Raw genomic sequence first — 24,803 nt, 5'->3', positions numbered from 1 at the left:
GCGCCGCGGCCAGGCCCGCCCGCCGCGGCCAGGCCCGCCCGCCGCGGTCATGCCCGCCCGGCCCCCCGGAGCGGCCGGCGACCGGTCAGGGGCCCTCGGTGCGGCAGCGGTCCGGCCGTGTGCGCCCGACGCTCTCCAGACGGCAGAAGCACGACGCCTCGACCGGTACGTCCGCCAACGCCACGGCGATCTTCAGCTGCTGGGCCACGAGCCGGGCCTCCTCCTTCCTGCCGAGCCGTACGAGGCATTCGTGGAAGCCGTGCAGGGCCCACACGTTGCCCGGGTGCTGCTGCGGACGGGGCAGTGTGTCGTCGAGTCCGAGATCCGCTCGGTAGACGGCCTCGGCCTCCGTGACCAGGCCCTGTTCGAGGAGCAGCGCGCCGTACGCGTGCCGGGTCGGCTGCATCCACCCCCACGGCTCGTCGTACGGCAGGCCGTCGTCCAGTTCGACCGACCTGCGCAGGGCGGCGAACGCCGCCTCGTACGCGCCCCTGCGGTAGTCCAGCTCCCCGTCCAGCATGTGCGCGGCGATCGCCAGGATGTCCGCACAGGTGTTGTTGAACAGGGTCCGGGTCTCCGGGACCCGGGCGACCGCCTCGCGGAAGAGTGCCCGTTCCGCCTCGGCCGCCTCGATCCGGCCGGTGGCGGCGAGGGCCACGCCGCGCGCGTAGTGCAGCATGGCCGTCGTCACGCAGTACAGCCGGGTGTCCGAGGGCAGCGGCAACGCCAGGATGTCGGTCCAGCGGCCGAAGCGGATCAGCACGTGCACGCGCATCGCGAGGAAGCCCTCCAGCCAGTCCGCCATCGGCGGACTCTGCACGCACAGCAACTCCTCGGGCACCGCCGCCTCGAGCCGGTCCGCCGTCTCGATCGCGTCCTGGTAGCGGCCGAGGAACATGGCACCGTAGATCTTGAAGTGGAGGTTGTGGCAGCGGTAGAGGGTGTAGAAGTTCATCGCGCCCGCCCTCGCGTGGAACTTCTCGTCGGCGGCGATCGCGTCGGTGTTGTCGGAGATCACCCGGCGGTAGTCGCCGCAGAGCACTTCGAGGTGCGAGGGCATGTGCAGGAGATGGCCGGCGTCCGGTACCAGACCGCGCAGCCGTTCACCGGCGGGCAGCGCCGCCTCGGGTGTCGGGGACATCTCCATCAGGTGGACGTACAGGTGGAGGAGGCCCGGGTGCCGGGCGCCCGCCTTCGTGCCGAGCGCCCGCTCGAGCACCGACCTGGCCTCCGTGGTGCGCGCGCCCGGCGCCGGCCGGCCCGTGCGGATGTCCCACAGCTGCCAGGGCGTGAGGTTCATCAGCGCGTCGGCGTACAGGGTGGCCACGTCGAGGTCGTCGGGTGCGAGCCGGTGGACGGCCCGCATGCTGTCGGCGTAGCCGGCGCTCCACACACCGCAGCGCTCGGCGTCCGGGGCCGTGGCCTGCGGATAGCGCGCCGCCAAGGCGTCGACGAGCGCCCGCTCGACGGCGGTGGCACCGGCCGCCTTCGACTGCGCGCGTCGTACGGCGGCGTGCGCACGCTCCACCGTGCGTGCCAGGTCCTGCTCGTCGAAGGACTCCCAGGGCTTGTTGTAGTTGGGGCCGAGTGCGTGGGCCACGCCCCAGTCGGCCATGGCACAGCCGGGATCCGCCGCCGCGGCGGCCTCGAAACAGCGCACGGCCTCCTCGTGGTTGAAGGCGTACGTCCACACCAGCCCGCGATCGAACCACGTCTGCGCCTCGGGAGACGACGTCGTCACGGGCCGGCCGTGACTGCCGAGGTCGTAGTAGCTCATACACGCTCCTCAGGGCTGGCGGCCGGCGGCTCCGGAACCGGGCGGCACGGCGGTGACCGGTGCGGTCGACGCTAGCGAAGGCCGCCGCGCACTCCGCCCGCCACAGCGGGAATTCACCCGGGCGTGCGCCCGAGGGCATCGAGACCTGCCGCTGCCCGAGGACATCGAGACCTGCGGCTGCCCGAGGACATCGAGACCTGCGGCAGGCCGAGGACATCGAGACCTGCGGCAGCCCGGGGAGGACCCGGCTCCACCGCGGTCGTGCCGGACACTAGGTTGACCACATGACTGACTTCGGCATTCTTGGTGACGACGCGGGCAGCGCTGAATGGCGGCGGGACTACGAGCGACGGCGCCGCGCCTCGTACGCCGCGGCGGGACTCGACCCGGCCGCGGCACAGCGCATGCTCGAGGAAACGAGCGCGGGTGTCGCGGACTGCACCGTCGCCGAGATCAAGGACGGCGGGACACGGGTGGGACATGTCGCCGTGGCCGTGACGGACGACAGCGACGGCACGGTCGCGGGCCGCATCGCCGACCTCCACATAGCGGCGTCCCACGCCGGCCGGGGGCTCGAACGAGCCGCCCGGGAGTGGGCCGAGGCGTGGTGCGCGGCGCGTGGCGCGCGACGCGTCGACGTACGGCTCGCCGGGGACGACGGCACACTGTTCCCCGACTACGGCGTCCGCGGCCAGCTGAGGGCGCGCCGCGTGGTCTCCGCCCCGGAACCGCTCGACGGGGTCACCGCACGGGCGATGACACCGGCCGAGTACCCCGGGTGGCTCGCCGCCGAGAAGGCCGCCTACGTCGTCGACATCGTCCGGTCGGGCGCCATGGGCAAGGAGAAGGCCGTACGCAAGTCCGACCAGGACTTCGCGAAGCTGATTCCCGAGGGCCTGGCGACACCCGACAACACGTTCCTCGTCCTCGAGGCGGCCGGCGAACGGATCGGCACCGGCTGGCTGAGACACGGCCACCTCCCCGGGGTCACCTACGGGTACTCGCTGTTCATCGAGGAGCGGCACCGTGGGAAGGGGTACGGCCGGGCCGCGATGGTGGCCGGCGAGCAGGCCACGCTCGCGGCCGGCGACTCGATGCTGATGTTCACCGTGTGGGGTGGCAACGAGGTGGCCATGAACCTGTACACGAGCGCCGGATACCGCGTCGTAGAGGAAAGCCGCTCCCTCGGCCTTCCCCGCCGGGCGGCCTGACGCGACGGGGCCCGACAACGCCCTTACCTCGGCGGTAATCGCGCCGTGCGGCACGACGCGGCAAGGTGAGGTCATCGGGTTCCGGGCCGGCGCACTCCGGTCCGGGACCCGGCCCTACCAGCCTGTGGGGAAGACCCACTTCACCCGGAACGGGAGTCTCACCATGTCGATCTACGCCGCCGCCGTCACCCGCTACCTCGAGGCGTGGAACGCCACCGACGCCGACGTGCTCGCCAAGGCCGTCGCCGGCGCGTGGACCGAGGACGGCACCTACACCGACCCGCTGGTCGACGTGCGCGGCCACGAGCAGATCGCGGCCGTCATCCAGGGCGCTCACGAGCAGTTCCCCGGCTTCGAGTTCAGGCTGGCCGGTGACGTGGACGGCAACCACCACATCGCCCGCTTCTCCTGGGAGCTGGTGTCCACCGCCGACGGCTCCGCGCCGGTCGCCGGTTCGGACGTGGTCACCCTGACCGAGGACGGCCGGATCACCTCCGTCCTGGGCTTCCTCGACCGGGTCCCCGGGGCCTGACCCCGCCCCGGGTGCGGACGGCCCGTGGGGCGCGCCGTGGACACGGCCCGTGGGGCGGACCGTGGACACGGCCCGCCCCACGGGGGTCCGCCTACTCGATGACGAGCTTGAACGTGCTGGTCCTGTTGCGGATGTCCTCCGCGTTGCCGCTCATCCGCAGATTGCGGAACGTGGCCTCACCGACTGCCGGGCCCTGGCCGGGTTCCGGGAGTTCGTTGGCCCAGATGCCGAAGCCGGACTTGGCGTCGAAGGCGTCCCCGCTCTTCCTGGAACCGGTGATGGAGATGTCGGTGAAGATCGTGTCCTTGACCGGGAACTGCGGCTGGCCGCCGACGTAGTTGGTCTGGAACATCACGCCTCCGTAGGTGGAGTCGTCGATGTCGACGTCGTTGACCCGGATGCCCTGGAAGACCTTGGAGGCGGAGAACGCCCAGATGGCCGGGAAGACCTGCGAGCCCCAGAAGTGCCCGCCCGTCCGGTCCAGGGAGACGTTCTCGATCGTCGTGGGCCCGGTCCCGAAGCCGTTCATCGGGTAGCCGAAGTCCAGTGAGGAGATCGTGATCCCGGAGTAGACCAGGGTGTCCGCGATCCGGATGTTGCGGAAGGTGTTGTCGTAGCCGCCGTAGACGGCCACGCCCGCCGCTCGCCATGTCAGGGTCGAGGTGAGGTTCTCGTAGAGGTTGTTCTTCTCGTCGGCACCGCCCGCGTCGATGGCCGAGAAGAGGGCGAAGCTGTCGTCACCCGTGGCCCGCGCGTCGTCGTTGACGACGTGGTTGTCCGTCGAGCCGTTGGTCATGTTGATGCCGTCGGCGAACATGTCCCGGATACGGGAGTTGCTGATGGTCATGTTGTCGGTGTTGGCGCCCCAGTAGAGGCACACCATGTGCTCGACCCAGACGTTGTCGATGGTGATGTCGGAGACGTTGGAGAAGTCGAACACCTTGCCCGGACCGTCGATCCGGGACGTGTAGTTGCCGAAGTAGGCGAAGCCCGAGAACGAGGAGCCCTTGGCGCTCGCCTCGGCCCGGAAGCCCACATCGGTGTTCTCCTGCGAGGACGGCGCGTGGAAGCGGGTGAACCACGGCCCGGCGCCGACGACCTTCACCGCCTTGCCGTAGACCTGGAACTTGCCGGAGGTCTCGTAGTCGCCGGCGGGCAGGTAGACGCCGACGAGCTTGCCCGTGGTGTCCATGCGGACCTTGTCGAGGGCGTTCTGCACGTCCTGGTGCGAGAAGCCGGCCGGGACCGTGTAGGCCGCCGGGTCCGGGTTCGCGGCGGCCGTCGCCTGCTCGGTGTCGACGAAGTCGATGGCGTAGCTGGAGGTGTTGGCCGCGTCCTTCTGGAGCCGGATCTTCGAGCCGGCCGGAACGGTCTTGCCGAGCAGCAGGTTCGCCTCGTCGTAGATGTGCCGCGGGGCTCCGGAGCCGGGTGAGTTGCCGGGCGAGGTCTCGTTGCCGTACAGCCAGGCGTACTTCGAGGTCAGGTCGATCGCCTTGAGGAACTGGCCGTCCACGTAGACGTCCAGCGTCGTGGTGGTGCCGTCCGGGACCGAGAAGCGGGTCACGAGGGTGTTGGTCGCCGCGCGGGTGGTCCATTCGACGTACTGGCCGGTCCCGGTCAGGGTCACGGCCTTGCGGCCGCTCGCCTCACCGGCGAGGTCGCCGATGGTCCGGTTCGGGCCGACGACCTTGGCGCCGCCGCCGAGCGTGCCGTCCTCGGCCTCGTACGTGTCGTACGGCATGTCCGCTCCGCGGCCGACGAACAGCGGTTGCGTGGTGGTGTTGTTGGCCCGCTTGACGGGCAGTTCGTCGGCGTCGTCGGCGATGACCGTCCTGACGGTGTACTTGCCGTTGCCGGCCGTCCACGAGCCGAGGCTGACGGGCGCGGTCGTCTGGCCGGCCGCGATGACCCCGTTGTAGGAACCGCTCAGCGTCTTGACGGTGGCGCCCTTGGCGTCCTGGACCGTGAGCGTCACGCCGTGCGCGCCGGAGGCGGAGCCTGTCGTCCCCTGGTTCTTGATCGCGACGGAGAACTTGATCTCGTCACCCGCCGAGGCGCTGGACGGCGTCCAGGAGACCGGCGAGGCGACCAGGTCGGAGCTGGACACGGGCTTGACGACGAGGGCGTCGGGGCGGATGAAGGCGTTGTTCGCCTCGTTCTGCTCGATGACCTTGTTCGACGGGTCCGCCTCGGCGCCGACCGGATAGCTGCCCGCGTCCCTTGTCCCGATGCTCGCCGTGACGGTCTTCGTCTCACCCGATGCGAGGGCGGGGACGTCGGCGCCGGCGACCTTGGTGCCGCCCAGCGTGAAGTTCAGGTCGGTGGCCTTCGCCGGCTTGCTGCCGCTGTTGGTGACGGTCGCCGTGAGGCTGACGGCGTCCGACTCCACCGGGGCGGCGGGTGTGCTGGTGATGCCGGTGACCTTGAGGTCCGGGTTGGCGGACGGTGTGCCGATCACCTGGAACTCCGCGACCTGTGCGCCCGGTGCGCCGGTGTTCTTGGTGAACTTGAGCTGGATGTCGGCAGCCGAGCCGGAGACCGGGATGGTCACCGTGTTGCCGCTGCCGGGGGAGAAGGTGTAGTCCTTCGCGGCCGCGAGGCTCGTGAAGCCCGTCGCGTCCTGGTCGCGGCCGAGCACCTCGATGTTCTGGGTGCGCGTGGACCAGGCGGCGTCCGGGTTGAGCTTGACGACGATCTGGCTCAGGTCCGCGTTGGCGCCGAGCCTGGTGGTGAGGGTGGCCGGGTAGGCGCCGCCCGCGCTCTCCCAGTAGGTGCTGGTCAGGCCGTCGTTGGCGTTGGCGGCGAGGTAGGTGAAGGTGTCCGAGGATGCCTCGATCGGCTTGCCCTGGGCGAGGTCGGAGCCGGGACCGCCGGGCGAGCCGGGCCGGGTGATGCTGTTGCTCGGCGCCGACACGTTGCCGGCGGCGTCCTTCGCCTTCACGTAGTAGGTGACCGTGGACGTCGCCGGCGGACTGTCGGTGTACGTCGTGACGTCGCCCGCCACCGACTTGACGAGCTGGCCGCCCGCGTAGACGTCGTAGCCGGTGACCTTGACGTTGTCGCTGGACGCCTGCCACGTGAGCTTCACGTCGCCGCCGGACTGCGTGTAGGCGAGGTTGCCGGGTGCGGTGGGAGCCTGGGTGTCGCCGCCGCTTCCCTTGCGGGTCACGCTGTTGCTGTCGGAAGAGACGTTGCCCGCCGCGTCCTTGGCACGGACGAAGTACGTGATGTCGCTGCCGGCGGGCTGGGTGTCGGTGTAGGTCAGAACATTGCCGGCGACGCTCGCGCGCAGCTGGCCGCCCGCGTAGATGTCGTATCCGGTGACGCCCGTGTCGTCGGTGGCCGCGCCCCAGGTGAGCTTGATCTGCCCGCTGCCGGGCTCGGTGTAGCTCAGGTTCGTGGGGGCGGTGGGCGCCTGGGTGTCACCGGTCGCCGGCCCGTACACCTCCAGCTCGGACAACTGCCCGGCGGGCCAGCCCGTGTTGGCGGTGACGAGCACGCGCACGTACCGCGTCGTGGTGGTGTCGAAGCTGATCGTCGCCGACTGGTCGTCGCCGCTGTCGAAGGTGTACGCCTTCGGCGCGGTCAGATCGGTGAAGTTCCGGTTGTCGGTCGACCCCTGGATCTTGAGCGTCTGGCTGCGGCTCGGCCACCCGCTGGGCAGCCGCAACGTCACCTGGTTCACCTTGACCGAGGAGCCGAGATCGACCTGCACCCACTGGGGGAAGGCGCTGTTCGTGCTCTCCCAGTAGGTCGCGCGGTTGCCGTCACCGGCGTTGGCCGCCCCGTAGACGTCGGCGTGCCCGCTCTCGCTGAAGGGCTTGCCCTGGGCGAGGTTGGGCGTCGAGGAGGCGGTGGTGAGCACCTGCATCTCGGCGAGCTGAGCCGTCCCGGTGACCGAGTTGCCGCTGAAGTCGGCCCGGACGTAACGAGCGAGGGTCGCGGGGAAGGAGATCTTCACCGTGTTGCCGTCGCCGGGGCTGAAGACGTACTGCGCCGACGACTTGAGCGTGGCGAAGCTCTTGCCGTCGGCGCTGCCCTGCAGCGCGAGGGTCTGCCTGCGGGTCTGCCACGCGGTGGGCAGGCGCAGCACCACCTGGCGGACGCGTTCGGAGCGCCCGAGGTCGGTCTGCACCCACTGCGCCGACTTCTTCCCTGCCTGCCAGTAGGTGCCGGGGTCGCCGTCGGTCACGTTGGCGGCCACGTGGGTGCCTTGCGCGCTTCCGGACCTGGCCGGGGTGCCGGCGGCGGCGTCCGGGCGCCCGGCCGCGTGCGCGCCGAGGGCCGGCAGCCCGAGGACCATGACGGAGGAGACCAGCGCGGCGGTTGCCGTACGCCGTCTCCGCGAGCTGGGTTTGTGTCGAGTCATGCGGGGTCACTCCCTGCGGAGGCTCGCGTACCCGCTCGGGGCGCGCGAGGGCGGCTCGTTTCGGGGCAGAGCGGTGGCGCGGTTCGGGCTGGACGGTCAAAAGGGCACGGTGTCCGTCCGGGAGACAGCTGCTCCGGCCTCTCCCAGGACCGCGGAAAGCCGGCGAGGCACGCGGCGCGCCCAGGAACGGGCGGAGCACGCAGCTTCTTGCATTGATTCATCGCAATATTGCAGACGCTCCACGGGTCCGTCCACGGTCGCGGCAGCACGAGTTTCTTCCGACGCGGTCAGAGGACCGGTACGAGGGGCCGCTTCCGTGCCTCCGTGGTCGCGATCCGGTTCGTGCGTCACCATCCGTGGCGAGAAATGCCCGGCCGCCAGGCGGTCGATAATTTGCGTAATTCGAAGAAATTATTGCGTCAGTCGCGCACCGCAGCGCAACGGCTTGCGCGCGGCGAGGTACGTTCGCGGGGCCGACGGGGGCCCCAGGCGGCCGGTCGGGCGCTCATCCCACGGCTTCCGCCGGGAGCACCACGCACACCTCGTAACCACCGTCGGCCGTCGGGCCCGAGCTCATGGTGCCGCCGAGCAGCTCCGCGCGCTGGCGCAGGCCGATCAGGCCGTGATGGGCACCGGGCAGCGTGAGGGGCGGCTGGGTCGGGGCGGTGTTGGTGACTTTGACGTGGACGGAACCACCCGCCTGGAACAGGTCGATACGGGCCGTGGCGCCGGGCGCGTGCTTGCGCGCGTTGGTCAGCGCTTCCTGGACGGTGCGGTACACCGCGCGCTGGACGGGGGGCGGGAGCCCTTCGGGGAGGTTCATCCTCAGCTCGGTCTCGATGCCGGAGTTGTCGGCCAGCCGCTGGAGGTCGATCAGCGCGGGCTGCGGTGTCAGATCCGTCGGGTTGCCACCGGAGGCGCGCAGGACGCCGACCATGTGGCGCAGCTCGTCCAGCGTCTGCACACTCAGCCGCCGGATCGTCGCCGCGGCCTCCTTGGCGTCCGGGTCGCTCGTGCCCACCTGCAGGGCCCCGGCGTGCACGGCGATCAGGCTGACCTGGTGGGAGACGACGTCGTGCATCTCCCGGGCGAGCTGGGCGCGCTCCTTGGCCAGCGCGGCCTGGGCGGTCAGCAGCTGCTGGTGATCGCGCGCCTGTGAGATCTCGGTCAGGCGCAGCGACAGGTCGCGCCGGGTCTGCACGAGCTGCCCGAGGAAGACGGCGGCGGCCGCCGTGGCGGTGCTGTAGCCGAGCGCGATCAGCGTCGGGGGCGCGGTCAGATCGAGCTCCGGCGACGGCAGGGACGTCGTGTCGGCGAACGCGAAGGCGAGGGAACCCAGGACCAGCAGCGTCCGCGGGCACCGGAACGAAGCGAGCGTGTACAGCGCGGCCAGGCAGGCGACGACGGCGTCGGACAGCAGCACGGAGGGCAGAGTGAGCAGGAAGGTGAGCATCGGCCGGCGCCGGCGCAGCAGCAGGGCGACGGCGGCGGCCAGGCCGCAGGCCATCCGCAACGGCTCGTGGACGTCCCAGTGGGCCCACACGTCGAGGAGGGCCAGGGCCACCGCCGCGCCGTCCAGGAGCAGCGGGGGTGGACGCCGGGTCATCCCGTGCCCTCCGCGAGGAGCCCGGCCCGCTGGGCGAAGAGGGCGGCCTGGACCCGGCCGCTGACCTCCAGCTTGGTGAGGATCGCGCTGACATGGTCCTTGACCGTGCCGGTGCTCAGGTGCATCCGGGTCGCGATGTCGGCGTTCGACAGGCCCTCGGCGACGAGGACCAGCACCTCACGCTCACGGTCGGTCAGCCGTTCCAGGGCCTTCGGCGGGCGGTCCTGCGATCCCGCGCTGAGGTAGCCGTCCACCACCGTCCGCGTGACCTTGGCCGACAGCACCGTGCCGCCCTCGGCCAGGCTCTGCACCGCCAGCGGCAGCGCCTCGGGATCGGTGTCCTTCAGCAGGAATCCGGCGGCACCGGAGCGCAGGGCCGTCTCCACGTACTCGTCCATGTCGAAGGTGGTCAGCATGGCCACGACCGGGGGCTCCGCCAGCCGGCGGATCTCCCCCAGGACGGTCAGCCCGTCCACGTCCGGCATCCGGATATCCAGCAGGACGACATCAGGGTGCGTCTCGCGCACCGCCCGCATCGCCTGACCGCCGGAGACCGCCGCGACGACCTCGATACCGTCGGCGGCGTCGAGGATGCTCCGGAAGCCCGTGCGGATCAGCGCTTCGTCGTCGACCACCAATACCCGGATCACGAGTGCTCCAGCTCGTATCGGACCACTGTCCGATTCGTACCACGCCGGGCGCCGCTCCGCCGCCGGGCGGGGTGCGATCCGTCGCCCCCGGGCTTCCTCCGCCCGCGATCACGCCACCACGGCCACGGTACGGCCGGGACGCGGGGGTGCACCCCCGGGCTCCCCGCGATCAGGCCGTCACGGTGACGGTAGGGCTGGGACGCGGCGGGGGCGAAGGGCGCCGGGCCGGGGAGTCACGGGCGGCCGGTGAGGCACATGCGCCGTGGAGCGGCCTGCACGGTCAGCACCGCGACCGGTGCGGAGCCGTCGGTCGGCTCGCGCTGCTGCGGGGTCGCCAGGCGGCCGAGGCGGGCGGTCCAGTGACCGTCGCACATGGTCAGGGTGACCGCGGAGAAGGACGGCACGTCCAGGTGCCAGAAGGAGCGGGCCGGTACGGCCAGGGCGTGGACCAGCGCGGCCCGGATGACGGAGCCCTCGGTGATCGCGAGCACGGATCCCATGCCGGGGGGCAGGGAGTCCAGCCACGCCGCCGTCCGGCGGCACAGCCGGCGGACGGACTCGCCCCCGTGCGGTGCGGCGTCGGGATCCGTCAGCCAGGAGGAGAGGGCGTAGGGGTCGTCGGCCGCGATCTCCCGGAGCGGGCGGTGGGCCCACGTGCCGTAGTCCAGATCGCGCAAGGCGTCCTCGGGCGTGGCCTCGACGGCCAGGGCCTCGGCGATGCGGGCGCAGCGTGCGGAGGGCGCCCGGAAGGCGAGTGAGTACGGTGGCAGAGCGGCTCGCGCGGCCACGAGTTCGAGGCGGTCGCGTGCGCTCAGCGCGCCGTCACCGAAGACCTGGTCATGGCGGCCTTCCGCGGCGGTCGCGCACAGCATCGTCAGTCGCACCCTCACGATCCGACCTCCTTCTCCGATGGGACGGCACCCGCCGCCACGGTCACGTGATCAGCGGCCGTTCCGGCGGCGCTCCGAGCTACGTCCCGTGCCCGGCTCTCGACGGCCGGTGGGGGAGAACACCCTCGTGAACCGCTGGGCGGGGCCGAGAAGTCTCCCATTGGTCACCAGAGTCCCGGAAGGGTGCTGCCGCAACCATCCGGCACACGGCCGGACCACCCCCGCCGGTCGGCGGATCCTCGCCCGCGGACGGTCGGGCCGGCGCGGCCGTGCGCCCGGGACGGCTGTGCGGGAGAGCTACGGCAGGAACGCGAGATCGCACTGGTACCAGGTGCCGCGCTTGCCGCCCAGGTCCTCCTGGCCGGCCGGCCCGATCGGGACGAAGCCGGCTTTGGTCAGCACCCGGTGCGAGGCGGTGTTGTCGTGGGCGCAGGCCGCCCGCACGGTGCGCAGTCCGTGCCGCTGCGCCGCCAGGCGGCACAGCTCCCGGACCGTCGCGGTGGCCACGCCCCGGCCGGTGACGTGCTCCGCGACGCGGTAGCCGAGCTCCGCCGTGCGGTGCTCGATGTCGATGAGGTTGAACCTGCCGAGCACCGAGCCGTCCTCGGCGACGAGCACGTAGAAGGCGCAGACGCCGGCCTCCTGCTCGGCCAGCAGGGCGTCGTACCGCTCCGTGAACCGGTCGAAGTAGTCGTCGCCGCGGTCGGGGACCGAGGCCGCGAAGTAGGTGCGGTTCGCCAGCTCGAACGCCAGGACCGCCGGGGCGTGGGTGGCATGCAGCCGCTTCAGCTCAGGCACCGCCCGACTCTACCCGGACCCGCCGTCGCGGCCACCCGGCCTGCGCCGTCGCACCCGCACCCGATCACCTTCCGGGGACACCCCGGCGGCCGGGTGTCACCTGTCCGGAGGTACACATTGAACGATCTTGCTACATATGCTCGACAACATGCACTTTTCCCCGCTCTCCCGGACCGGTTTTCGCGTGGGATCCGTCGTACTCGCGCCCGTCTTCGCCCTCCTGCCCGCCGCTGCGACCTCGGCGTCCTCCGGCCTGGTCAGGGCGGAGGTCGGACTCGGCTGCGACCCGGACACCTGGCGCGTGCAGTACACCGCGAGCAGCTTTGGGCACGTCCCCGGTTCGACGGTGACCACGCGGGTCGACGTCGCCGTCGTCGACGAGTACGGGCCGGACGAGGTCACCGGCGAGGGCCCCTACGGGCTGGGGAGCGCCGCCACGACCGGGGACGTGAGCCGGAAGGCCGACGCGGCGGGCGCGTGGTCCGTCCACGAGGTCCTGAGCCGGGGACCGCGCCCCTCCGGCCACCCTCGCTCGCACACCCGGACCACCACCGTCACCGTCCACGTGTCCGACCACACCGGTACGGCGACGGCCGAGGGCACGTGCACGCTGGCGGTGTACTGAGCGGCGACGGGGCGGGTCACATACCGCCGGATCCGCTCACGGGGATCTGCTGCGCCGACGGGACGTAGTGGTAGGCGAGGCCGGCGTCCCGGTGGGGGTGAGCGCGGCGGTGGGCCTCGGGGTGGTCGTACTTCGCGAGACGCCGGCGGCCGGACACGACGGCCCGGACGAGCTCCGCTCCTCGGGTGAGCAAGTTCCGCATGTGTGTTCCCCTCGTCATGGTCTGTCTGTCGGAAGTATGCGCCTGGCGGGGCGCGAACAAAGCGCAGTTGAGGGGAACTTGAGCCTGCTGTGGAGCAGGTGCCGGGCCGGGGCGGCCGGGGCGGCCGGGGCGGCCGGGGCCCGGCGGGCCGCCAGCAGGGTCAGCCAGGTGGCCAGCGTGCTCCTCAAGTCCCGCACCGGTACCACCGCGTCCGCCGAGCCGACGGCCGTCTGCGCCTCGGCCGTGTACGCGCACGGGTCGGCGTCGGGTGGCCGGACGCGGGAGCCGGCGAAGCCCACCTGGGCGCCCGGCAGGGCCAGGACGACGTCGGCCCCCGCGCCCAGCGTGGCCCAGCCGCCGCCGGTCGTCGGGTCCCGCACCACCGCGACCTGGGGCAGCCCGGCCTGACGGGTGAGCACGGACTGCCGGGCCACGCGCTGGAGTTGGGTGAGCGCGAGTATGCCCTCCTGCATCCGGCTGCCCCCGGTCGCGATCAGCGGCACCACGGGCAGCCGGTGTTCGCGGGCATGGACGTACGCCGCCACCAGCCGGTCCCCGGTGCGCTCGCCGAGCGAGCCGCCCAGGAAGCCGAACTCGAAGGCGATCAGCACGGCCCGGGTGCCGTCGACGCTCGCGGTGCCGCAGACCACCGACTCCTGCTCACCGGTGCGTTCGGCGGCGCGGGCGCGGGAGGCGTCGTAGCCCCGCCAGGCCAGGGGACCGTCGGGCCGTGGGTCGCCCGGCGGCGCGGGCAGTTCGCGGAAGCTGTCCGCGTCCGCCACCAGCGCCAGGACCTCGCGCGCCGAGAGCCGCTCAGGCACCGGCCAGGGCCCGCTTCATGATCTTCCCCATGTCGTTGCGGGGGAGCGCCGCCAGGTGGCGGACGACGCGGGGGCGCTTGTGCGGGGCGAGCCGGCGGGCCACGTGGTCCGCCAGTTCCTCGGCCGAGGGCGGTGCCTGCGGGTCCGCCGGGACGATCCAGGCCACGATCCGCTCGCCCAGGTCGGCGTCCGGTTCCCCGGTCACCGCGGCCTCCCGCACCCCCGGGTGCTCCAGCAGCGCGTTCTCGATCTCACCGGCCCCGATCTTGTAACCGCCGCTCTTGATCAGGTCGGTGGCCTTGCGCCCGACGATGCGGACATAGCCGTCGGGCTCGCGCACGGCCATGTCGCCGGTGCGGAAGAAGCCGTCGGCGGTGAACGCGGCGGCGGTCGCGTCGGGCCGGTTCAGGTACTCGGTGAACAGGTTCGGGCCGCGCACCTGGATCTCGCCGACGCTCTCCCCGTCGTACGCGGTGATCTCCGTGCCGTCCTCCTCCACCAGCCGCAGCTCCACGCCCGGCAGCGGCACCCCGACCGTCCCGGCCCGTGCCTCCCCGTCGGCCCGCACGCTGGTGTTCATGAGCGTCTCCGTCATGCCGTACCGCTCGATCACCCGCCGCCCGGTGGCCGCCGCGATCCGCTCGTGGTCGTGCACCGGCAGCGCGGCCGAGCCCGAGACCAGCAGCCGGGCCCGCCCGAGCGCCTTCGCCAGCTCCGGGTCGTCGGGCAGGGCCTCGGCGATGCGGTGGTACATCGTCGGCACGCCGAACAGCATGGTCGCGCCGTCGTTCAGCTCGCGGGCCACGCCCTCCGGGGAGAACCGCCCGAGGTGCCGCACCGAGCCGCCGCGGCGCAGCGGGCCGAGGACGCCGAGCACCAGGCCGTGCACGTGGAACAGCGGCAGTCCGTGCACCAGCACGTCGTCACCGGTCCAGCCCCAGGCGTCGGCGAGCGCGTCCAGGGTGGTGGCCAGGGCCCGGCGGGGCAGCACCGCGCCCTTGGGCGGGCCGGTGGTGCCGGAGGTGTAGACGACCAGCGCCGGGTCACCGTCCGCGGCCCGTTCCGCGGGGACGGCGACGGGACCGGCGGCGGGGGCGGACGCGTCCACGTCGATCCGGGTCAGGCCCGCCAAGGCCGGCGGCAGTTGCGCGCCGGGCGCGGCCAGGACCAGGTCCGGCGCGCTGTCGGAGAGGATGTGCGCCAGCTCCTTCTCGCCCGACCTGGGGTTCAGCGGCACCGCGGCCACCCCGGCGAGCAGCGCGCCGGTCACCGCGACGGCGGTCTCCAGCTCGGGCGTGGCCCACACGGCGACCCGGTCCGCCGTCCCGATCCGGGCGGCGAGGGCACCGGCGGCGCCCGCGAGTGCGCGGTACGTCAGGGTCCGCGGCCCGAACCGCAGGGCAACCTTCCCCCGGCCGTCGTCCGGGGGGACCCCCGTCTCGCTGCGCTCACCGGGGCCGTCCGTGAGGGCGGGGAAGAGAGAGGACACGCGGCGCACTCCTTTTGCTGTCGACGGTGCCGACTGCCTTGACGACAGCACCTTCCTACACCAGGAACGGCGCCTTCCGCGGGCGGGCTTGTTAGCCTCGCAGCCGCACCGTCCGTCGAACCGCCGTACGAACAGGGAGATCCGCCGTGCCCCGCGTCGCCCTCGCCACCTACGACCCCGGAGCCGAACCGGGCAAGGACGCCGACCTGCCCGTGCTGGTGCGGGCCCTCAGGGACGCCGGTGCCGAGGCCGAGGCGCGGTACTGGGACGACCCGGCGGTGGACTGGGGCGGCTACGACCTGGTGGTCATCCGCTCGACCTGGGACTACAGCTGGCGGGCCGCCGAGTTCACCGCCTGGGTGGAGCGGACCGGCGGCGTGACCCGGCTGGCCAACCCGGCCCGGGTCGTGCGCTGGAACACCGACAAGCGCTACCTCGGTGAGCTGGCGGCGGCCGGCGTCCCCACCGTCCCGGCCCGGTACGCGGCGCCCGGCGAGCCGGCCGACCTGCCCGACGGCCACGAGTTCGTGATCAAGCCGACCTCGGGGGCGGGCGCCCGGTTCGCCGCGCGCTACACCCCCGCCGAGCACGAGGGCGCGCTGCGGCACCTCGCGCGGATGCACGCGGAGGGCTTCACCGCCATGGTGCAGCCGTACATGCCGGGCATAGACGTGCGGGGGGAGCGGGCGCTGCAGTTCTTCGGCGGACGGCTGCTGCACGCCAGCCGCAAGGGCGCGGTCCTGAAGCCCGGCACCCCTTACGACGCCGACAAGGTGGCCCACCCCGACCTGACGCGCTGGCAGCCCACGGACGCGGAACTCGCCCTCGCCGAACAGGCGTTGGCGGCCGTCCCCGGCGCGCCGGAGCTGCTGTACGCGCGCGTGGACCTGGTGGACGGTGACGACGGCGAACCCCGCCTGATGGAACTGGAGCTGGTCGAGCCGAACCTGTTCCTGTGGCTGCACCCGGACTCGCTGCCCCGGGTGACGGAGGCGATCCTCGCGGCGGCCGGCCGCCCGGCCCGGGGCCTCAGGTGCGGGCGGCCGTCCGCTGGAGCAGCCCCCAGGTGAACTCGGCGACCACCTCGTGCCGTACGCCGTCCCGGTCGGGGGCGGTGAAGACCAGCCCCCACCGGGTGGGCGCGGTGCCCTCCAGCGGCCGGGCGGGAGCGAAGGCGCGGGCGGCCTCGTCGACCGTGCAGGACCACGGGGTCAGGTCCTCCAGGGTGCGCAGGTGCGGGGCGGGCGCGTCCGGTGCCCGTACCAGCCATTCGTTCCACACCCCTCCGTCGGGACCGACGAGCGCCTCGAAGCGCAGGCCGGGCCAGAGCGGCAGGGCCCAGCGCCGGGCCTCGCAGTCGACGTCCCCGAGGCGGCGGGGCAGGACCGACTCGGGTTCGCCGAGGACGGAGCGGTAGCGCGCGGCGGCGCCCCGGGCCCGGGGCGAGCGGACCATCGCCTGCCAGCGCTTGTTGGCCTCCCGCATGTCCGCGACCGACGCGCCGAGCCGGCGCCGGGCGTCCTCGACGAGGTCGGGGTTGTGGTCGGCCATGCGGCGCAGCAGCACCAGCTGGAAGTCGAGAGACATGACACCCATGCTGCCCGACCCGGACACGCCCACCCGCCGGCCCCCGCCGTCGCCCACCCGTCGCCCGCGCCCCGTGAGCGGCCCGGCCGGGTGGCCGCCGGGCCGGTCGGCGGTGGGCCTGTGATCACTCGTGCAGGGCGACGCTCTCCGCCGGGACGGCCGCCCGCGCCCGGACCGCCTCGATGTCGTCGCAGCGGCGCAGTTCCCGGGAGACGGCCCCGATCCGCCGCAGCAGCCCGGTGGTGTCCGGCCCGGCGGCCGGCCCGGGCGGCCGCGGTGCACGGGCCCTCGCCGTCACGGCGTCCAGGACGCACACCGCGGCGGCCAGCGCCCGCGCCCGCTCGGGCGGGTGGCCGAGGGCGAGCGCGGCGTCGTACGAGCGGCTGCCGAGACCGGCGTCGATGTGCCGGGCCAGCGGCAGCAGCACGTCCCGGATGAACGTCTCGCGCCGGATGAGCCGCAGTTCGGGCGTGGCGCGCAGCGCGAACGGCACGCCCTCGCCGTGCACCTCGCGCATCAGCCGGTACAGGGGCCGCAGTTCGCGGTGGGCGAGCCGGATCCGCCAGCGGTCGTGCAGGTACTGGCCGGCGTGCGGCAGGATGAAGCCGACGGCGATGAGGATGGCGGACAGGGCGGCGACGGGCGGCGCCAGGTCGGTGCTCAGCCAGTCCAGGTCCGACCCGGACCAGCGCGCGGCGACGGCGGTCAGCTTGCCCGCGTCGAAGACCAGGTTCGACACGTAGCCGGCGCCCAGCAGCCGCAGCCCCCAGCGCAGCCAGGCGTCCAGGCCCTCGGCGCGCACCCAGTTCCGGATCAGCCGGGCGGTGATCAGACAGGCCACGGCGTGCGCGCCGAGGTAGAGCAGGATCTCCTCGCGCAGGAACGGGGTGGTGGCGTAGTAGGTGTCGAGGTCCCGCAGCCGCTCCTCGTGCGGACCGGCGAGCAGGAACAGCGCCCACAGGGCGACGATGACCCCCGCGTACGCACCGACCACCCAGCGCCTTACGCGGCGGGTGGCGGCCGAGCGCCCGGCCGGGCCGTTGCGCCAGGTGATGATGAGCAGCAGGCAGCAGCCGCAGAACGCCGTGATCAGTGAGTAGCACCAGGGCGCCGCGAAGTTGGGCACCCCGGTCAGCCGGTTGACCCGGGCGATGGTGGACGGGGTGCAGAACACGAACACCGCGCAGGCGAGCAGCAGCAGCCCGCCGACCGCGCGCATCAGCGGGTCCCGCCACAGCCGGATGATCGAGGGCAGCTTGATCACCAGGGCTGCGGTGAGCACGGCCGTGGGGATCCAGAAGGAGATGTAGAACTCGCTGAGCACACCCGAGGGGTCCGGCACCGGCTCGGTCACCGCCGGGCTCCCCGGCTCCGGGGCTCCCGGTCCGCCTGCTCGTGTCCGCGGTAGCCGAGGGCCCGCTGGAGGGGGTCCGGCGGGCCGGGGCGGCCGCCGGAGAGCCGGCCCCGGAACAGGGTGGCCAGGCGGTGCCCGAAGTCGTCGGCCTCCGCCTCGTCGGTCTCCCGGGAACCGTTGCGGGCGGCCACCGTGAGGGCCTCGCGCCAGCCGGGCGTGCCGGCGAAGGCGCGGGCCGCCGCGCTGCCGGCGAGGTGGTGGTGCCGGTGCCCGGCGTGCAGATGCCACAGCTCGTGCCCCAGGATGACCAGCTGCTGCACGTCCTCGGCCCGCTCCTCCACGATGACCAGGTCGAAGTCGGCGAACTCGACCCACAGTCCGGTGACCTCGATCTCGTCCGGGAACCGTTCGAACCGCAGCTCGACCGGCCGCCCGTCACGCAGCCCGCTCATCTCCTCGCACAGCGCCCGGCACAACGCCCGTACGCCGTCCGGCGGCTCGGGCCGGGCCCGGACGGCGGCGGCGAGGTCGCCGGCCAGGGAGCGCATCGCCGAGCCGGCGCCGGGGCGGCGCAGCCGCGAGGCGAGCCGTGCGGCTCGCTGTCGCGCGCCCGCGATGCCCATCGGTCCCCCTCTTCCGCCGTCGGCAGCCTTCGGCGGTCTGCTCCGGCCTTCTCCCGGCCGGTCACGGCCCGGTCACGGCTGGTCCGAGGGTACGCGCCGGGATGTGTCCGCGTCATGCCTTCCCACGGCCGTCGTTCAAGGGGAAACGACCGGGGCGACCGGTACCCCGCCGCTCGCCCTGCCGAGCAGTGTCAGGCGGGCCGACCCGGGCCCCGACAGCGTGGTGAACTCCGAGAGGACCGCCAGCGCGAGGGTGTTGGCGCCCCGGGTGCGCAGGATGCCGTTCGGCAGCACGAAGGTGTGCTGCGGGCCGACGTCGTTGATGTACTGGCCCAGGTTCCAGCCGTTGAGGAAGATCTGCGCGCGGTAGGCCCGGTAGGGGTCGTCGTCCAGGGTCAGGCCGACCGACGCGTCGACGTCGGCCGGCACCGACAGCCGGAACGTGGTCCGGTACCAGGTCACGCCCTGGTAGCGCGCGGCACGCGGGAAGTCCACCCGCTCCCAGTCCCGGTCCTCGAAGCCGGGCAGGTGCCAGCCCTCCCGCTCGCCGTACAGGCCGCCGTTGTTCAGCGGACCGCGCACGGGGTCGGCGGGGCCCTCGCCCTGGATGCGCCAGCTCACCTCCGGGTCCGCGCCCGTGAAGCCGACCGCCGTCAGACCGCGGGCCGCCTTGTGCGTGTCGAGCGCCTTGCCGTCCTGGTCGTGCTGCATGCGCCGGACGAGCACGGACAGCACGTGCCGGCCGGGGGAGCGCAACCGCTCGCCCACCGGGAAGACCGCCGTGGCCGTCCAGCTGCCCTGGCGGACCGTGGTGCCCTTGTCCGGCACGGGCATCCGGTGCGTGCCCAGCGGCTCACCGTCCAGCCAGGCCATCAGCAGGCCCTGCGTGCCGGTGCTGTAGGCGAGCGACACCTCCTCGACGTCGCTCGTGCCGTCGACGGCGCCCCGGTACCAGACGTCGCCGTAGTGGAAGCCGTAGTCGTCGGCGAACAGCACCGGCCGGCCGGCCGGGACCGCCGTGGTGCTGGACGACGACGTCCGGTCGGCCTTCTTCCACGAGGAGTCGTCGAAGCCGGGACCCGCCTCCGGGTTCTCGGTCCGCATCCGCCAGCCGCCCAGCTCGGGCAGCCGCACCTCGGGCACGTCCGGCACCATGTCGGTGGTCATCAGGCTGCCGGAGCGGGTGGTGCGGGTGGACAGCCGGCGCCCGTTCCACACCAGGGTGTCGATCCCGCGCGGTGCCCACACCTCCAGGGTCGTCCGCTCGGTGACGTCACCGGTCAGGCGGACCTCCGAGCCGCGCAGTTCCGCGTGCCGCAGCAGCGCCGGACCGTAGGCCAGCACGGTCCCGGAGGGGGTGTCGTACGGGAACAGGCGGACGGCGGTGGCGTCGTCGGCGAACAGGAGCAGCAGCGAGCTGTCGCTGTCGCCCTGCTGCACCAGCACCCGGGTCAGGCCGCCCTGCCCGAGGGGGGCGTTCACATGCAGCTCGCCCCGGTCGTAGGCCCAGCCGGCCTCCGGGTCCAGCCGTTCCACGTACGGCTCGGTCGAGCAGTCCAGCACCAGCTCGGCCATGTCGTCGCGCCGCCCGGTGAACACGGCGATGTCCCGCCGGCCCGCCGTCAGGCACAGCATGGGCTGGGCGGTGGAGTACTTCAGGGTGCGCCGGCCCAGCGACAGCCCGGTGGCCAGCAGCTTGGCGTCCTTGCCCGGCACGGTGACGGGCAGGGCGCCGGCGTCGGTCGGCAGGGTGGTGGTGACCGCCTCGGTGCCGTCGTTGCGGACGACGTAGACGTGCGCGCCGGTGTCCTGGTTGGTGAGGTGATAGACCTTCAGACCCGCGACCGTGACGTCCGCCGCCCGGTCCAGCCGGGCGAAGTCGGGGACGCGCTGGAGCAGGTGGCCCAGCTGGTGCATCGGGGCGATCTTGTCGGTGACGTTGCGCCCCTCGTCGATCGCGGCGCCGTAGTCGTACGACGTGTAGACGACCGGCGCGGGCAGCCAGCCCCACGAGGTCCCGCCGAACGTCATGTACACGTTGTGCAGGGTGAGTCCGTTGGCCAGGTTGGTCAGGTAGAAGCGGCGCTCGTAGGCCGCGTCCCGGGTGCGCCGCGACTCGGCGTACCCCTTGCCGTCGAACTCGGCCCCGCCCCAGGGGTCGAACCAGCCGCCGCCGAACTCCGGCACGAACCCGGGCGTGGCGGGCGAGGCGGTGGCGCCGCCCTTCAGCCCGCCGGGGCCGTAGTGCCCCCAGTCCGGCGGGGTCTGGGACGGCGAGGGGTAGCCGTCGAACCCGTACAGCCAGCCCCCCTTGTCGCCACCGGTGTCGAAGGTGCCGGGGATCCAGTAGCCGTTGCGTCCCTTGTCGTTGTGGAACAGCGGGACGTCGATCCCGTCGGCCCGCACCTTCCGGTAGAGGTGGGACATGTAGTTCCGGCCGGTGGCCTCGCGGGCGTGGGCGTCGTACTCGTTCTCGATCTGGTACAGCAGGACCGTGCCGCCGCCCCGCGTGTACAGGTGCCGGCGGACGATCCGGTTGACCTGGGTCAGCCACTCGTCGACGTGCGCCAGGTACGTGGGGTCGTCGGTCCGGGCGGCGCCCCGGGTCGCGGTCAGCCAGCCGGGGAAGCCGCCGCCGTCGACCTCGGCGTTGATGTACGGGCCGGGCCGCAGGATGACGTACAGGCCGGTCTCGGCGGCCATGCGCAGGAACAGGCCGAGGTCCCGGACGCCGGAGAAGTCGTACACGCCGGGAGCGGACGAGTGGTAGTTCCAGGCCACGTAGATGCTGACGGCGTTGTAGCCGTGCGCCCGCATCTTCTGCAGCACGTCCCGCCACAGCGAGGGGCTGGGCAGCCGGAAGGGGTGCAGCTCGCCGGACCACACCACCAGCCGCCGCCCGTCGACGAGCAGCGAGTGGCGGTCGTACCCGATGGTGTGCCGCTCGCCGTCCGCGCTCGGCGGGCCCGGTGCCGGACCGGTCCGCGCGCCGCCGCCGGCGTAGGCCGAGAACGCGCCGGGACCGTTGCTGCCGCCCAGGGCGAGGCCGAGCGCGGCGGAGCCGGCCAGGGCACTGAAGGTGCGTCTGCTGAGCGCCAAGGTGGGTCCTCCGGGCGAGCTTGCGGGGCGCGGGTCCGGCCATTCTCCACGGCGGCACGCCCCACAATGGATCCATGAGGATCTCGGCGCGGGCGGATTACGCGGTACGGGCGGTTCTGGAGCTGGCCGTACGGCAGGGTAACGGGCCGGTGAAGGCCGAGGAAATCGCCGCCGTGCAGGACATTCCCCACAAATTCCTGGAGGGCATCCTCGGTGATCTGCGGCGGGCCGGGGTGGTGGACAGCCGGCGCGGCGGTGGCGGCGGTTACCGGCTGTCCCGGGAGGCGGCCTCGGTCACTGTGGCGGACGTCATCCGGGCGGTCGACGGACCGATCGTGTCGGTGCGCGGCGAGCGCCCGACCGGTCTCGCCTACACGGGCACGGCCCGGCCCCTGCTGCCGCTGTGGATCGCGCTGCGCGCGAACGTCCGCCGCGTCCTGGAGGGCGTCACGATCGCCGACCTCGCGGCGGACGCCCTGCCGGAGCCGGTCCGGACGCTGGCGGCGGAGCCGGCGGCCTGGGAGAACCCGTGAAAACCCGGAAGTGAATGGCCGGAGTTCACCCTCCCGGCCGTCGGTGGGGCTTCCTACGATGCCCACGCCTCCATCGCCGGTTCACAGGTGGCGCACAAGTTCTTCACCTTTGAACCAGTACGGCGGGAGGTCCACCCCCCACTCGACAACCGGGAGAAACCATGGCTGGTGGGCTCCTCCTGAGCGGTGCAGTGGCCGCTCTCCTCACCACCGCGCTACCCGCCCAGACCTCGTCCCCCGTCTTCGACGACCCGCCTCCGGACAAGATCGTCATCGACGTCGCCACGGTGAACGGCTCCGGCTGTCCCTCGGGCACGGCGGCGGTCGCCGTCTCGCCGGACAACACCGCGTTCACCGTCACCTACAGCGACTACCTGGCCCAGGCCGGCGGCAACTCCGACCCCACGGCCTTCCGCAAGAACTGCCAGCTCAACCTGGTGGTCCACGTCCCCCAGGGCTTCACCTACGCCATCGCGAGCGCCGACTACCGGGGCTTCCTCTCCCTCCAGTCCGGCGCGACGGCCACGCAGAAGGCGTCGTACTACTTCCAGGGTTCCTCGGCGACGGTGCCCATCACCCACCCGTACCGGGGCCCCTACAACGACGACTGGCAGGCCACGGACACCACGGACTGGGCCCAGATGGTGTGGGCCCCGTGCGGGGTGCTGCGCAACTTCAACATCAACACCGAGCTGCGGGTGAACGCGGGCTCGGCGCCGTCCAAGGTCAGCTTCATGACCATGGACTCGACGGACGGCGACATCAGCACGACGTACCACTTCGCGTGGGACCACTGCCCCAAGTAGCGGGCTGAGCAGGCGGGACGGGCGGGTCCGTACGGGCCCGCCCGTCCACGTCACTCACGCACCGGCGTACGCGACGAAGGCCGACCAGGTGGCGGGGGAGAGGGCGAGGTGCGGGCCGCGCTCGGCCTTGGAGTCGCGGACGTGGACGGTGGCGGGGGCGCTGCTGTGGGTGGACTTGGGCCAGGTGAGGGCGACCTCGATGCAGTCGCCGTCGCCGCTGCTGCTGTAGCTGCTCTTGAACCAGCTCAGTTCCGGGGCGCTCATAGGTCTCCTCGCATCCGCTGCAACAGGCTCAGGGAGTCCGCGATGGTGAGAGCCTGCGAGCGCATCCTGGCATACCGCTGGTGCAGGATGCTGATCTCTTTCGGGTCGGATACGAGTAGTCCGCCGCGTTGCCCTTCGCAGTACGCGTACCACTTGTGCTTCGGCGTTTCGAGTAACTGCACGGGGCCGGCGAGACCCGCATGTGATTCTCGTGCTGCCGGCATGATCTGGATCTCGACGTTCCGCAGCCCGCCGACTTCGAGTAGGTGGTCGATGAGTTCTCGTGCGGTGTCGACTCCCCCGGTGCGCCGCTGAAGCAGATGCTCCTCCATGATGAAGCTGAAGGCTGTGTTCGGCCGATCGCGCAGCAGCGACTGACGCTGGACTCTCGCAGCCCAGTTCTTCTTGATCTGCGCGTCATCCAAGGGCGGAAGCTGATCAGTGAACAGCACCCGGGCGTACCGCTCCGTCTGCAGCAGGCCGGGCACCATCCTGGATTCGTAGGTGTAAAGGTTGATCGCGACCTTCTCCAGTGCTGCCCACCGCTGGAACCACGCGGCCAACCCCGGTTGCCGCCCGAGGAAACCCGCCGCTCTCCGCAGTGCCCCCGTGTTGCCCAGTGCCCCCTCCGCCGCCTCCACGAAGTCCGCGTCCGGCATGCGGCGGCCGAGCTCCACCGACGCCACCGTGTGTCGGGAGTAGCCGACGAGCCGCCCGAACTCCTCCCGGCTCAGCCGGTGGTACTCGCGCAGCGCCTGTACGACCGCTCCGAACGTCCGCATACTGTCCGACGACTCCGGCTCACCGCCGCTTCCCGTAGCCATGCACAGGATCGTCACGGACAGTCACTCGTACTGTCCACCCCGTGACCGCGTACGCTCGCGCAGCGTACGCGGGGCAACCCTGGTGAACGCCGTCGCGCGCGCCCCACATTGAGGGGCATGCACGTACTTCCCCTCTCCGCGCCCCCCTTCACACAGCGCCTCAGCCCCACCCCGCGCGGGGCCCGGCTCGCCAGGCGGCTCGCGCTCGCCCAGCTGGACGCGTGGGGCGTCCCCCTCGACAGCTCCGTGGCCGAGGCCGCGGGGGCCATCGTCGCGGAACTCGCGGCCAATGCCGTGACGCACGGCCGCGTACCCGGGCGGGACTTCGAGCTGACCCTCGCCCTGCTGGTCGGCAGCGTCCGGATCGAGGTGAGCGACACCCTGGACGAGAGGCTGCCGCCCGGCCCGGGGCAGCTGGCCGGACCCGAACCGCTCGCCGAGGGGGGCCGGGGACTGTTACTGGTCGACGCGCTGGCGGACCGCTGGGAGGTGGTGCGCCGGGATCCTCCGGGCAAGACGGTGCGGGCGGAGGTGGACATGCCGTCGTGGAGGACGCCGGGCTCTGCCGCCCGGCCCCCCGTGACCGGGCGGCGGCGCGTCCCGCGGTCCGGCTAGCCCGCTTGAACTGTCCCCGCCGCGTTCGGCCAGCTCCGGGCGTTCGGCCAGCCGGTGGCGGGGGCCGGGGTGAGACCGTCAGGGGGCGCCGGGGCCGTCATGCCGCGGACCTGGGCCGCGGTGAGTCC

General features: G+C 72.6%; 21 protein-coding genes and 1 pseudogene. 7 read left to right on the top strand and 15 right to left on the bottom strand.

The features are described from left to right. Positions 1-85 precede the first annotated feature (85 nt). Positions 86-1,777: a hypothetical protein gene (locus GT045_RS05225; RefSeq protein ID WP_161333419.1), complete on the bottom strand. Its 1,692-nt coding sequence runs from the start codon at positions 1,775-1,777 to the stop codon at positions 86-88. Positions 1,778-2,061: 284 nt separating this feature from the next. Between GT045_RS05225 and GT045_RS05220 the strand changes: the two genes are divergently transcribed. Together GT045_RS05220 and GT045_RS05215 are read left to right on the top strand one after the other, a co-directional pair. Further along, positions 2,062-2,988, top strand: a complete 927-nt coding sequence (locus GT045_RS05220) for a GNAT family N-acetyltransferase (protein WP_161333418.1) — start codon at positions 2,062-2,064, stop codon at positions 2,986-2,988. A 163-nt stretch (positions 2,989-3,151) separates the two neighbouring features. After that, positions 3,152-3,520 carry a nuclear transport factor 2 family protein gene (locus GT045_RS05215; protein ID WP_161287987.1) on the top strand — a complete coding sequence of 123 codons (369 nt, stop codon included), beginning with the start codon at positions 3,152-3,154 and terminating at the stop codon, positions 3,518-3,520. A gap of 91 nt (positions 3,521-3,611) precedes the next feature. Here GT045_RS05215 and GT045_RS05210 read toward each other — a convergent pair whose 3' ends face one another. The 5 genes from GT045_RS05210 to GT045_RS05190 all read right to left on the bottom strand — a co-directional run bounded on the left by GT045_RS05210 (position 3,612) and on the right by GT045_RS05190 (position 11,833). After that, on the bottom strand, positions 3,612-7,889 hold the full coding sequence (locus GT045_RS05210; protein ID WP_161333417.1) for a discoidin domain-containing protein: 4,278 nt from the start codon (positions 7,887-7,889) through the stop codon (positions 3,612-3,614). A gap of 505 nt (positions 7,890-8,394) precedes the next feature. Further along, the gene (locus GT045_RS05205; protein WP_161333416.1) at positions 8,395-9,495 is read right to left on the bottom strand and encodes a histidine kinase; all 1,101 of its coding nucleotides are present in this window, start codon (positions 9,493-9,495) and stop codon (positions 8,395-8,397) included. Continuing rightward, complete coding sequence (locus tag GT045_RS05200; RefSeq protein ID WP_161288005.1) at positions 9,492-10,145, bottom strand: response regulator transcription factor; 654 nt, start codon at positions 10,143-10,145, stop codon at positions 9,492-9,494. The genes GT045_RS05205 and GT045_RS05200 overlap by 4 nt, the downstream gene beginning before the upstream one ends. A gap of 233 nt (positions 10,146-10,378) precedes the next feature. Continuing rightward, a complete protein-coding gene (locus GT045_RS05195) occupies positions 10,379-11,035 on the bottom strand; it encodes a histidine phosphatase family protein (protein WP_161333415.1) in 657 nt (218 codons plus the stop codon). Between the two features lie 297 nt (positions 11,036-11,332). After that, positions 11,333-11,833 (bottom strand): GNAT family protein, encoded by a 501-nt coding sequence (locus GT045_RS05190; RefSeq protein ID WP_161288009.1) that lies wholly within the window; start codon positions 11,831-11,833, stop codon positions 11,333-11,335. A gap of 148 nt (positions 11,834-11,981) precedes the next feature. On the opposite strand from GT045_RS05190, the gene GT045_RS05185 reads away from it, so the two are divergent. Continuing rightward, positions 11,982-12,458, top strand: coding sequence for a hypothetical protein (locus tag GT045_RS05185; RefSeq protein WP_161288011.1), 477 nt, complete (start codon positions 11,982-11,984; stop codon positions 12,456-12,458). A 16-nt stretch (positions 12,459-12,474) separates the two neighbouring features. On the opposite strand, the gene GT045_RS05180 is transcribed toward GT045_RS05185, so the two are convergent. The 3 genes and pseudogenes from GT045_RS05180 to GT045_RS05170 all read right to left on the bottom strand — a co-directional run bounded on the left by GT045_RS05180 (position 12,475) and on the right by GT045_RS05170 (position 14,970). Beyond that, a complete protein-coding gene (locus GT045_RS05180; protein ID WP_161288013.1) occupies positions 12,475-12,660 on the bottom strand; it encodes a hypothetical protein in 186 nt (61 codons plus the stop codon). Between the two features lie 146 nt (positions 12,661-12,806). Then, positions 12,807-13,481: pseudogene (locus tag GT045_RS05175) on the bottom strand (carboxyl transferase domain-containing protein); the annotation flags it as partial. Then, positions 13,474-14,970, bottom strand: a complete 1,497-nt coding sequence (locus GT045_RS05170) for an acyl-CoA synthetase (protein WP_161333414.1) — start codon at positions 14,968-14,970, stop codon at positions 13,474-13,476. The pseudogene GT045_RS05175 and the gene GT045_RS05170, both read right to left, overlap by 8 nt. Before the next feature lie 146 nt (positions 14,971-15,116). Between GT045_RS05170 and GT045_RS05165 the strand changes: the two genes are divergently transcribed. Further along, on the top strand, positions 15,117-16,040 hold the full coding sequence (locus GT045_RS05165; RefSeq protein WP_161333413.1) for a hypothetical protein: 924 nt from the start codon (positions 15,117-15,119) through the stop codon (positions 16,038-16,040). On the opposite strand, the gene GT045_RS05160 is transcribed toward GT045_RS05165, so the two are convergent. The 4 genes from GT045_RS05160 to GT045_RS05145 form a co-directional block, all read right to left on the bottom strand. Then, the gene (locus GT045_RS05160; RefSeq protein ID WP_345942550.1) at positions 16,000-16,557 is read right to left on the bottom strand and encodes a hypothetical protein; all 558 of its coding nucleotides are present in this window, start codon (positions 16,555-16,557) and stop codon (positions 16,000-16,002) included. The two genes, GT045_RS05165 and GT045_RS05160, sit on opposite strands and share 41 nt — an antisense overlap. A 124-nt stretch (positions 16,558-16,681) precedes the next feature. After that, on the bottom strand, positions 16,682-17,911 hold the full coding sequence (locus GT045_RS05155; RefSeq protein WP_161333412.1) for an MAB_1171c family putative transporter: 1,230 nt from the start codon (positions 17,909-17,911) through the stop codon (positions 16,682-16,684). Beyond that, complete coding sequence (locus GT045_RS05150) at positions 17,908-18,534, bottom strand: toxin-antitoxin system, toxin component family protein (RefSeq protein WP_202527193.1); 627 nt, start codon at positions 18,532-18,534, stop codon at positions 17,908-17,910. Before GT045_RS05150 ends, GT045_RS05155 begins: the two co-directional genes overlap by 4 nt. 135 nt (positions 18,535-18,669) lie before the next feature. Next, positions 18,670-21,633, bottom strand: a complete 2,964-nt coding sequence (locus GT045_RS05145) for a beta-galactosidase (protein ID WP_161333411.1) — start codon at positions 21,631-21,633, stop codon at positions 18,670-18,672. 74 nt (positions 21,634-21,707) lie between these two features. Here GT045_RS05145 and GT045_RS05140 point away from each other — a divergent pair, with 74 nt between their 5' ends. Both GT045_RS05140 and GT045_RS05135 read left to right on the top strand, forming a co-directional pair. Further along, positions 21,708-22,166 (top strand): Rrf2 family transcriptional regulator, encoded by a 459-nt coding sequence (locus GT045_RS05140; protein WP_161295071.1) that lies wholly within the window; start codon positions 21,708-21,710, stop codon positions 22,164-22,166. Positions 22,167-22,327: 161 nt separating this feature from the next. Further along, positions 22,328-22,972 (top strand): DUF4360 domain-containing protein, encoded by a 645-nt coding sequence (locus GT045_RS05135; RefSeq protein WP_161295073.1) that lies wholly within the window; start codon positions 22,328-22,330, stop codon positions 22,970-22,972. A 54-nt stretch (positions 22,973-23,026) separates the two neighbouring features. Here GT045_RS05135 and GT045_RS05130 read toward each other — a convergent pair whose 3' ends face one another. Together GT045_RS05130 and GT045_RS05125 are read right to left on the bottom strand one after the other, a co-directional pair. Then, a complete protein-coding gene (locus GT045_RS05130) occupies positions 23,027-23,236 on the bottom strand; it encodes a DUF397 domain-containing protein (RefSeq protein WP_161333410.1) in 210 nt (69 codons plus the stop codon). Beyond that, a complete protein-coding gene (locus GT045_RS05125) occupies positions 23,233-24,060 on the bottom strand; it encodes a helix-turn-helix transcriptional regulator (RefSeq protein WP_161295077.1) in 828 nt (275 codons plus the stop codon). The genes GT045_RS05130 and GT045_RS05125 overlap by 4 nt, the downstream gene beginning before the upstream one ends. 117 nt (positions 24,061-24,177) lie before the next feature. Between GT045_RS05125 and GT045_RS05120 the strand changes: the two genes are divergently transcribed. After that, positions 24,178-24,675, top strand: coding sequence for an ATP-binding protein (locus GT045_RS05120; protein ID WP_161333409.1), 498 nt, complete (start codon positions 24,178-24,180; stop codon positions 24,673-24,675). Positions 24,676-24,803 lie beyond the last annotated feature (128 nt).

The organism is Streptomyces sp. SID486 (genome assembly GCF_009865385.1).
Classification (GTDB): Bacteria; Actinomycetota; Actinomycetes; order Streptomycetales; family Streptomycetaceae; genus Streptomyces.
Note: the sequence above shows the minus strand (reverse complement) of the source record. Positions and strands in the feature narration are given on the sequence as shown.

What these genes read in the sequence shown, in the direction of transcription:
- GT045_RS05225 (WP_161333419.1), bottom strand. Translation starts at nt 1,777, where the DNA reads ATGAGCTACTACGACCTCGGCAGTCACGGCCGGCCCGTGACGACGTCG.
- GT045_RS05220 (WP_161333418.1), top strand. Translation starts at nt 2,062, where the DNA reads ATGACTGACTTCGGCATTCTTGGTGACGACGCGGGCAGCGCTGAATGG.
- GT045_RS05215 (WP_161287987.1), top strand. Translation starts at nt 3,152, where the DNA reads ATGTCGATCTACGCCGCCGCCGTCACCCGCTACCTCGAGGCGTGGAAC.
- GT045_RS05210 (WP_161333417.1), bottom strand. Translation starts at nt 7,889, where the DNA reads ATGACTCGACACAAACCCAGCTCGCGGAGACGGCGTACGGCAACCGCC.
- GT045_RS05205 (WP_161333416.1), bottom strand. Translation starts at nt 9,495, where the DNA reads ATGACCCGGCGTCCACCCCCGCTGCTCCTGGACGGCGCGGCGGTGGCC.
- GT045_RS05185 (WP_161288011.1), top strand. Translation starts at nt 11,982, where the DNA reads ATGCACTTTTCCCCGCTCTCCCGGACCGGTTTTCGCGTGGGATCCGTC.
- GT045_RS05180 (WP_161288013.1), bottom strand. Translation starts at nt 12,660, where the DNA reads ATGCGGAACTTGCTCACCCGAGGAGCGGAGCTCGTCCGGGCCGTCGTG.
- GT045_RS05160 (WP_345942550.1), bottom strand. Translation starts at nt 16,557, where the DNA reads ATGTCTCTCGACTTCCAGCTGGTGCTGCTGCGCCGCATGGCCGACCAC.
- GT045_RS05150 (WP_202527193.1), bottom strand. Translation starts at nt 18,534, where the DNA reads ATGGGCATCGCGGGCGCGCGACAGCGAGCCGCACGGCTCGCCTCGCGG.
- GT045_RS05140 (WP_161295071.1), top strand. Translation starts at nt 21,708, where the DNA reads ATGAGGATCTCGGCGCGGGCGGATTACGCGGTACGGGCGGTTCTGGAG.
- GT045_RS05135 (WP_161295073.1), top strand. Translation starts at nt 22,328, where the DNA reads ATGGCTGGTGGGCTCCTCCTGAGCGGTGCAGTGGCCGCTCTCCTCACC.
- GT045_RS05130 (WP_161333410.1), bottom strand. Translation starts at nt 23,236, where the DNA reads ATGAGCGCCCCGGAACTGAGCTGGTTCAAGAGCAGCTACAGCAGCAGC.
- GT045_RS05125 (WP_161295077.1), bottom strand. Translation starts at nt 24,060, where the DNA reads ATGGCTACGGGAAGCGGCGGTGAGCCGGAGTCGTCGGACAGTATGCGG.
- GT045_RS05120 (WP_161333409.1), top strand. Translation starts at nt 24,178, where the DNA reads ATGCACGTACTTCCCCTCTCCGCGCCCCCCTTCACACAGCGCCTCAGC.